Source organism: Levilactobacillus hammesii DSM 16381, from assembly GCF_001434395.1.
Taxonomy (GTDB): domain Bacteria; phylum Bacillota; class Bacilli; order Lactobacillales; family Lactobacillaceae; genus Levilactobacillus; species Levilactobacillus hammesii.
Map to the genome: position 1 here is coordinate 224,846 of NZ_AZFS01000059.1, position 6,475 is coordinate 231,320.

Below are 6,475 nucleotides of genomic sequence, written 5' to 3' on the forward strand. Positions count from 1 at the left end.
AAAACTCAGAATACGGAATTCCACCGCAAATAGCAAGCATTAACTATTCATAATGTTATTTATACTTTAAAATTAGCAAACTTGTCGCTTGATCCCACTTTCAACCCACTATTTGTTCAGCGTCATTAACGGCTAAACCGCCAAAAAGAATAATCAAATTGTTGTCGTATTTAGCTCGCCAATCCGTTAAGCTATGACTATGCCACCCCCAAGGCAAAACCCCCGTACCAGCCCGGCTCTCAGTCCGCATCATGGTATGGGGGTTCTTTTCTAAAATTATGGTATGGGGGTTCTTTTCTAAAATTAGACTGACTTACTGAATCACAACATCATAGTGGTTCCCGGTGATGGCCGTTCCCCGGTCATGCACGACACCCATGCCTAATGGCGTCATGATCTTGGTTCCAAAAGCAACATTTGACGGTGCGGCAACGACCCGGTACCCATTGGGATCAAGGCCATTGGCACTAATACTGGTGCCATCAGCCGTTGTGCTTCCAGAATAGTAGGTCCACTTATTACCATTCAGATAAACGACCCCTTGCGATTCAAATTGGGCCTCTGTGATCGTCGCACCGGTCGCTTGACTAGTCGATGTGCTGGACGTAGTTACGGTTGTCCCTGTCTGGGCCGCTCGCGACAACCGGTAAGAATTATCGATTGACGTTTGGGGTTGCTCACGATAGTGACTAGTGGTTGTTTGTCCCTGCGGTTGGCCACCGCCAGTGCTGGCATTGGCCGTAATACCAGAAAGGCCGATTCCTGCGGCCAGTACAGTAGCGGCGCTTAACGACGTGATCATTACTTTCTTAATTAGCATCAATCAGGTTCCTCCCTTTCTAACTGGTAACAGCTTACCGCGGTAAGGTCACAGCAACGTTAGGTGGAAGTTACCCAATCGTTAATAAAGCGGCGATAACATGTCATTTTGTCACGGTCTTTACACAATCGAAACAGTGTTAAAACAACGTTTAAGCCCTTACTTAAGGTATAACTAAACACCGTCTGTTACGATAATATTGGTGATATTTGCGCCCATGATAAAAGGTGGCCGCTAGCCAGCGCACCACCTTAATTTCTTCTATGACTGTGTCAGTCGTTCAACATCCCGGGCAATCATCAATTCTTCATTAGTTGGCACCACGAGCACTTTTACCCGACCGTCATCCGGGCTAATCAGCCGCTCTTGCCCGCGAAAATCATTTTTAGCTGGATCAATTGCAATCCCAAAGTAAGCCAACTCATCGGCAATGGCCTGACGCATCTCAATGCCATTTTCACCCGAGCCAGCCGTGAAGACGAGTGCATCCACACCACCCAACTCAGCGATATAACTTCCGACATAGCGGACCACGCGATTGACAAACATCTCCAAAGCCAGCTTAGACTTGGGTCGTTCCCCTTGCGTCTGTTCCAGATCACGCTGGTCTGGCGACAACTCTGAAATACCCAGTAAACCCGATTTGTGATTTAAAATCGTAATCATTTCTGGCATACTCTTGTGTAATTTTTCCGCCAAGAATGCGACCAATGAGGCATCAATATCACCCGAGCGCGTGCCCATCATGACTCCCGCCAACGGGGTAAATCCCATAGACGTGTCCAACGCCCGACCATGGTCAAACGCCGTGATAGATGATCCGGAACCTAAGTGTAGGGTAATTAGTTTCAAATCCGTCAGTGGGCGGCCTAAAATTTCCGCTGTTCGCGCCGCAACGTAACGATGACTGGTCCCGTGAGCGCCATACTTACGCGCACCAAATTTTTCATAGTACTCATAAGGAACGCTATACAGATAATTAACCGCTGGCATTTGCGCATACAGCGACGTGTCAAAGACCGCCACTTGCCGCGCCCGGGGCAGCAGCTGCGTAAAGACCTCGATATAGTAGGCTTGCACGGGATTGTGTAACGGCGCATAGTCCTTGAGCGCCTTGATCTGGGCCAAAACGGTGGGCGTGATGACGGCGGAATCCTTAAACACCTCACCGCCGGCAACAATACGGTGGCCGACTCCGGTAATCTCACTAAGGTGCGTTAAGATGCCGTAAGATTTCAGCCGTGTCAAAACCATTGCCGCAGCCAACTTATTCGTGATATTGTCTTGAGTCTCTGAGAATTTTTCACCGTTAGCCAGCTTAACCTTAAAAATCGATCCCGGCAGATTCAGCCGATCCACGAGCCCCGATGCAATCACCTGTTCTTCAGGCATTGCCAATAACTGCCACTTCAACGTCGAACTTCCCGCATTAATTGCTAGCACTTTTGCCATGATACGCCTCCCATTCAGTCGTTAATTCACAGTTTATCGGACTATGGAATCGTTTACAATCAAAACGTTGCACAAGATTTGACTACCTTTTAGCCACGCCGTGCAAGAGCTGTTGTGGTGACAAGACACGCGTTTGGTTAAATATAACGTAGGCCTCATCCGGCGTCACACTAGTCGCTTGCGTCAACCAATATCCAATATAGTCCAGCACCCCCTGGGCGACTAATGCCTGAGAAAAACCTGCCGGTACTCCCTCATTGTAGCCAGTAACTGGTCCCATCACCTCATCAACCAGTTGTTTCACCCGTACACTCATCTGCGAGGCTGGACTCTGCAGTAGAACCACGGCCAATTCACGCTGCCGAAACAGATAATGAAATAATTGCCAAAAAGCATTTGCCGTAATGTCCTCTGCTACCGGATCCGTTGGTTTAGGATACCGTTCAAAGATCGTATGAATCTGATTGACCAACTCATCTTCATAGTGGGCCAGTAAATCAAACTTATCGATGTAGTGTAAGTAAAACGTTCCCCGATTAATACCCGCTTCTCGCGTAAGAGCCTGCACACTCACATGTTCAAACCCCGTTCTCGTCATCAACTTAATAAACGCCCGTTGGAGCTTAACTTCCGTCTCTAACCGTTTAGCATTGGTTTCCACAGCATTTCCCCCTCGACAGTTTGTTGATTTCAGATCCTATTTAAAAACTTTTTTTGAACAATCGCAATCAACAGTCTCATGACTTCTGTCGTTGGTTATGTCACTACGCCTATCACGAGCAGGTCCACGCTCAAATGGACGATATTTGGCTTCATCACCCCAACAAATGACCCCCAATTGTTGATTGTCAAGCGTTCAAAGGACTCGTAGTCTATGACTGTTCAATCAACAACATGTCGATTTGAAGGGTGGAATTCAAATGTTAACCAGCGAATGGCATTTTTTAAAACAGCATAAAATGATTCTCGTTGTTCTAGTCATGATTGCGTTAATTCCCGCAATTTACTGCTACCTGTATCTCTCATCCATGTGGAACACTTACGGTCATACTGACGATATTCCCGTGGCCATCGTCAACCATGATCGCCCCGTCACAGACCACGGTCACACCGTCGCCATTGGCCGCAACCTGACGCACAATCTTATTCGAACTAAAAATTTGGACTTTCATCAACTATCCGCACAAACCGCCCATCGACGGTTACAAACTGGCGCTATTTATCTAATTGTCACGATTCCCACAGATTTTTCCCACAACGCAACAACGTTACTGGGTCCACATCCCCAGACGATGAAGCTACACAACACGCTGAACTCCGGTCAAAATTTCATTGTTTCCAAAATAACCGCGGGTATCGCCACCAACATCACCGCTAAAGTCACCCAAGAGGTCACCCAGCAGAATAGCCAGGTTCTAATGACCGCGTTGCAGGGTGCGACAACGGGGGTTCACCGTGCCGCGACTGGAAGTGCCCAATTGGCCAATGGCGTTCAACGCCTGCAACAAGGAACTCAACGCTTACAGTCAGCCATTGCCGGTACTCATCAGACGATCGTCCCCTTAACGGCTGGACTAACCGCAACGAATCAGGGACTCACGCAGCTCTATGACGGCACAACCGTCTTAACCAACTCACTGACGGCTGCTCATAATCGTCTCCATACGATTCAACCGAATACAGCCAATGCCGCAGCCCTGGCGCGACCAGTAACCGCGGTCAGTCACGACATTGCCAAAGTCCCTAATAATGGCACTGGCATGGCGCCCTTTGCCATCGCCATCGGCCTCTACGTGGGCGGAATTGCCCTAGGAACCATGTATAACGCCGGCGATTTTCATCGTAAGCCCCAGCTTGCGATCACCTGGTGGGGAAGCAAAGCCGCTATCATTAGTGTCGTAGCCTTGCTTCAGAGCAGTCTACTCTTTGGCGTGCTACGACTCGCCAATCATCTCCAAGTTCAATCTCAAACGGCCCTGTTCTGCGCCATTCTTTTGGGTGCCCTGTTATTCTTGTCCCTGATTTTCTGTCTCCGTATCCTGCTTGGCGGCTTTGGTACCTGGCTAATCTCCATTGTCTTAGTTTTACAACTCGCCAGTTCCGGTGGTCTGTACCCGACTGTCTTGGTCAGCCCATTTGCCCGCTGGCTCAATCCCTGGCTCCCCATGACCTACCTCATTCAGCTACTCCGATCCGCCATTTCGACAAATGTTGCCACCAACACCGCATGGGAACTCATCCTCGCGATGATTATTGGGTTCAACCTGCTAATCATTCTGAAATTTCATTTAATTCTAAAACGGAATCCTCTAGCCAACTAATGCCAAAAGACCCACACGACTGACTGTCATGTGGGCCTTTCCATTTTCCGCAATAAAAAAGCCACCACTAGTCAATGACCTAGTGATGGACAAACAAATTTCAATTTAATTTAGAACCAGCCATAGGACAGCCAGTGACTCTTGGCCCGCGTCCAGCTTCCATAACGGTTATGGGCGTACTTATCAGCCGTCTTTTCTTGGTTAGCCTTACTGTAATCGCCCTTTAAGTATGAGCGCGTCAACTGATATTTCCCGTAGTAACGGCCATTGGAAGCCCGGTAATTGCCACCAGATTCCTTGTTAGCGATCCAGGCTTTGGCCTTCTTCTCCGTCTTAGACAGCGTGCAAACGTACTTCACGCTGGCATCTGCCGTCGTTGTCGCGACGGTGGTAACGCTAGGCAGGACCATTGAAACAACCATTAACATCATAATAAACAGTGATTTCAGTTTCAACGTGGTCCCTCCTAGCGAATTTGTTAAGAATAGCATAACGTTCTTAAGTTACAGGAAAGTTGTCCGAATGTTACGAAACGGTGACAGCCAACCCCATTTTGACAGGAATGGGGTCAAAATCGCCATTTTTCGCGGTTTTTGAGACGCAAAAACGACGGTCCACCCGCAAAGGTTTTACCGTCGTTTCTTTTTTTAATTTATTAACTCACCTTTAGTAAGGCTAAATTCGGCTTAGTACCAGCCGTTTGCTTGCCAGAAGGCCTTAGCAGCTGACCATGACCCATAACGGGAGGAAACATAGTTGTTAGCAACCTTTTCTTGGTTGGCAGCAGAGTAATCCCCGTTCAAGTATGATGCGCTCAATTGGTACTTACCTACATATTGGCCGTTACGTGCTGAGTAAGAGCCACCAGATTCCTTGTTGGCAATCCAAGCCTTGGCTGAAGAAGAGTCAGAACTGGTCGTTGAGGCCGTGCTCGTTGAAGCTGAGCTGGTTGTCCCGGTCTTGGCTGCGGACGTGTTGCTGTAGTTGCTAGTGCCCGTGTTAGCCTGCGTAGTCGTCGTTGACGTACTTGGGGTGGTCGTTTGGGCGGTCTGCGTTGTCGCAGTCGTGCTCGTTGAACCAGGAACCACTAAGGATTCACCGACGTAAATTAAGTTGACGTTCTTTAAGTTGTTGGCACTTTCAATGGAAGAAACACTAGATTTGTATTGGTTAGCGATCTTTGCGACAGTATCTCCTGACTTCACCGTTACCCGGACGTCGGCGTTAGCGGAAGTGGTGCCAGCAAATAACCCAGCACCTAACACTGCAGCAGTACCTAAAGTAGAAACTAAAACTTTTTTGATATTCATAAAAATGAATGTCCTCCTTTGATTTAAGTGAAGCATCTGTCTATCAATTACTTAACGAGACCTATCATAACCTGTGGACGTTACACCGCCGTTGTTCCTGAGTTACACCCGCGTTAAGAAAAACCAGGTTAAATGACAAACTGTAACATGGTTAACGGTGCCGAAACATTAAGGTGGTTTTCGAGCGCTTCTTTGCTGCCGTGTGACGATTTTAACGGGATTGGCGGTCATCTTCACGGTCACCGATGGCTTGATTTTAGAAAAAACGGGTAAAAAATTGACGATGGCTCACAAATCCATGACTTTTGGGTGGGCCACGGTCCGTGTTGCCTGCCAATACAACCTGTTTTTCTGACAGGCGCTAGCCGTTAACGTCTCTTTTCGTCCGGGAAACCCAAATTCAGCCATGGATCTGTTTATCTTATTTAGATGACCCTACCGCTGCACTTCTGCTTTTACTGCAACAGGCGTGTTCATCCCGCAAGCCGTCTCATTCGATCAGCTGACCACAAAAAAGGGTTCTATGATATTTGGTGTTGATAGAGAAATCCATCAACACCATTTTTGCATTA

Annotated in this window: 7 protein-coding genes; 2 read left to right on the forward strand and 5 right to left on the reverse strand. The window is 47.9% G+C overall.

Annotated elements, in window-relative coordinates; translation table 11 throughout:
* Positions 1-313: 313 nt before the first annotated feature.
* The 3 genes from FD28_RS07675 to FD28_RS07685 form a co-directional block, all read right to left on the reverse strand.
* On the reverse strand, positions 314-820 hold the full coding sequence (locus FD28_RS07675; RefSeq protein WP_057734246.1) for a hypothetical protein: 507 nt from the start codon (positions 818-820) through the stop codon (positions 314-316).
* Positions 821-1,081: 261 nt separating this feature from the next.
* Positions 1,082-2,272: an acetate/propionate family kinase gene (locus FD28_RS07680; protein WP_057734248.1), complete on the reverse strand. Its 1,191-nt coding sequence runs from the start codon at positions 2,270-2,272 to the stop codon at positions 1,082-1,084.
* Positions 2,273-2,354: 82 nt separating this feature from the next.
* Positions 2,355-2,933 carry a TetR/AcrR family transcriptional regulator gene (locus FD28_RS07685; RefSeq protein ID WP_083478147.1) on the reverse strand — a complete coding sequence of 193 codons (579 nt, stop codon included), beginning with the start codon at positions 2,931-2,933 and terminating at the stop codon, positions 2,355-2,357.
* 259 nt (positions 2,934-3,192) lie between these two features.
* Between FD28_RS07685 and FD28_RS07690 the strand changes: the two genes are divergently transcribed.
* Positions 3,193-4,593: a YhgE/Pip family protein gene (locus FD28_RS07690; protein ID WP_057734252.1), complete on the forward strand. Its 1,401-nt coding sequence runs from the start codon at positions 3,193-3,195 to the stop codon at positions 4,591-4,593.
* Between the two features lie 110 nt (positions 4,594-4,703).
* Here the strand turns inward: FD28_RS07690 and FD28_RS07695 are convergent, their stop codons facing one another.
* On the reverse strand, positions 4,704-5,048 hold the full coding sequence (locus FD28_RS07695; protein ID WP_057734254.1) for an aggregation-promoting factor C-terminal-like domain-containing protein: 345 nt from the start codon (positions 5,046-5,048) through the stop codon (positions 4,704-4,706).
* A 231-nt stretch (positions 5,049-5,279) separates the two neighbouring features.
* Positions 5,280-5,903 (reverse strand): aggregation-promoting factor, encoded by a 624-nt coding sequence (gene apf, locus FD28_RS07700; RefSeq protein ID WP_057734256.1) that lies wholly within the window; start codon positions 5,901-5,903, stop codon positions 5,280-5,282.
* 202 nt (positions 5,904-6,105) lie between these two features.
* On the opposite strand from apf, the gene FD28_RS13245 reads away from it, so the two are divergent.
* Positions 6,106-6,258 (forward strand): hypothetical protein, encoded by a 153-nt coding sequence (locus tag FD28_RS13245; protein WP_157059869.1) that lies wholly within the window; start codon positions 6,106-6,108, stop codon positions 6,256-6,258.
* Positions 6,259-6,475 lie beyond the last annotated feature (217 nt).